This is a genomic window from Paenibacillus sp. PDC88, from assembly GCF_900106725.1.
Taxonomy (GTDB): Bacteria; Bacillota; Bacilli; order Paenibacillales; family Paenibacillaceae; genus Paenibacillus; species Paenibacillus shunpengii.
Window position 1 is genome coordinate 1 of the sequence record NZ_FNNT01000031.1, and the last position, 1,908, is coordinate 1,908.

1 protein-coding gene is annotated in these 1,908 nt (G+C 51.7%); it reads right to left on the reverse strand.

All coding sequences use genetic code 11. The features are described from left to right. Window positions 1–77: 77 nt before the first annotated feature. Entirely contained in the window at window positions 78–1,478 is a 1,401-nt protein-coding gene (gene ltrA, locus BLW49_RS28410; RefSeq protein ID WP_047911907.1) for a group II intron reverse transcriptase/maturase, read from the reverse strand. Window positions 1,479–1,908 lie beyond the last annotated feature (430 nt).

Here is a 1,908-nt window from a genome sequence, read left to right on the forward strand (position 1 = left end):
AATCGAGTAGGAGGCTACCCATTAATTGAGTAGCCGACCTCTCACACCACCGTACGTACCGTTCGGTATACGGCGGTTCAACCGCTTAAGTGCAAGTTACGTAAATGCTCGTACTGAGCAGGGAAGTCATAATACCCTGCTTGTGCGAGCCTTTTGTTTGTTATGGAACGAGACAACACCGGGCTTCCGGCGATGCGCCAGTATCCCAGTCGTGAGTTTGCCCATTGGTAGGCCTGCCACTCCGGTATTCCCAGTTTTCGCAGGTTTTGCGCCTTTGTTCTTGGCTTCTTCCATTGTTTCCAGATGTACATACGGAATCGTCTTCTCAACCATTCGTTCCATCTCTGCAGAGTCCGTTTCATGTCCGCTACGTAGAAGTAACCTATCCAGCCGCGAATATAGACCTTCACCTGCTCCATCACTTGACGGACATTCTTGCCCTGGCTGCGTTTCGTGAGTTCCTTCAGTTTCTTCTTTGCTTTCGCAAGAGATTGTCCATGGGCGCGGATGTGTACTCGGTCCCTGCTCTTTCCCAGAGCAAAACCAAGGAATTTAAAATGCTTTCGGGCCACGATGCTTACGACTTTGCTTTTCCGTCGATTTATCTGAAGTTTCATTCGCTTCTCTAGATACTTCTGGCAGGACTCCAACAGCCGCGTTGCTGCACGTTTGCTTTTCGCCAGCACTACAATGTCATCTGCGTAGCGGATCACATTCACTTCTCGGCTTTTCATCTCTTGGTCGAACTCATTCAAATAGATATTCGCCAGCAGCGGCGATAGCGGGCCACCTTGAGGTGATCCTTCTTCCGTTTCGCGCCGCACTCCGTGCTCCATGACCCCGCTTTTGAGATACTTCTTGATCAGATCAGTTACCCGCTTGTCCTGGATTTGTTTGCGCAAAAGATTCATAAGCAGCTCATGGTTCAGCGTGTCAAAATATTTGGATAGATCGATTTCTACTGCGTAGTCGTATCCCTGCTCCGCATACTCTTTTACTTTGCGAATGGCTTGCTGCGCACTCCGCCCAGGGCGGTAGCCATAGCTTCCTTCCGCGAATAACGGTTCGAACAGGGGTTGTAGCTGCTGCGATATCGCTTGCTGAATCACGCGGTCTATTACCGTAGGGATACCGAGCTTCCGCACTCCACTTCCATCTGGTTTCGGGATTTCTTTACGCCGTACCGGGTTTGGTTTGTAGCTTCCGTCCCGGATACTTTCCAAAAGCCCCTCTCTGTGTTCCCGTAACCACGGTAGTGCCTCCTCGACTGTCATTCCATCGATTCCCGGTGCTCCGTGATTACGTTTGACCCGCTTGTAGGCCTTGTTCAGGTTATCCCTGTTTAGTATCCTCTCAAGCATGTCCGTTGCACCGCCTCTTTCTCTACGTTCCCGAGTGCCGGCACTCCGCGCTCCCGCATACTCTTCGCATTCCATGCTATCCCTTTGCAGGCAGCCCTTTCGGTATTCTGCTTTCATCGTGCCGATGCTCCTTCCAGTCTATACTCGAGGCTTACGATTGTTCGGCCCTTCCCGAAAAAAAAAACTTCTCGGTACTATGGCCTCTGCTGACTTCTCACAGCAAGCTTTACTCCGTCTTTTCGGATTTTTTTTTTTCCTACCGGACGTCTGTGAGACCTCCCCGGGTAAGAGCGATAGCCTTCCCCTCATCCATCTGCCACATTTACATGCCGGGATTCGGGCAGTATTGGACTTCGCTTTGATTAGCAAGCTCGTCCGTCCCGTCATGCCTTGTATGTGATTCCTGTTCGTCAGACCGAGGGTTTGCCTCCGGCTTCCTTCAGATTCCGCCTCGCGGCGGACACCCTTGCCTTTGGCTAACAGTTCCTACTGCCAAGCCTGTAGCGGACTTTCACCGCCGAGCTATCGCCCATGCCGGGCGCACTAA

Bases quoted from the DNA above. Each gene is read 5' to 3' on its own strand.
- ltrA (WP_047911907.1), bottom strand. From the start codon at position 1,478: ATGAAAGCAGAATACCGAAAGGGCTGCCTGCAAAGGGATAGCATGGAA.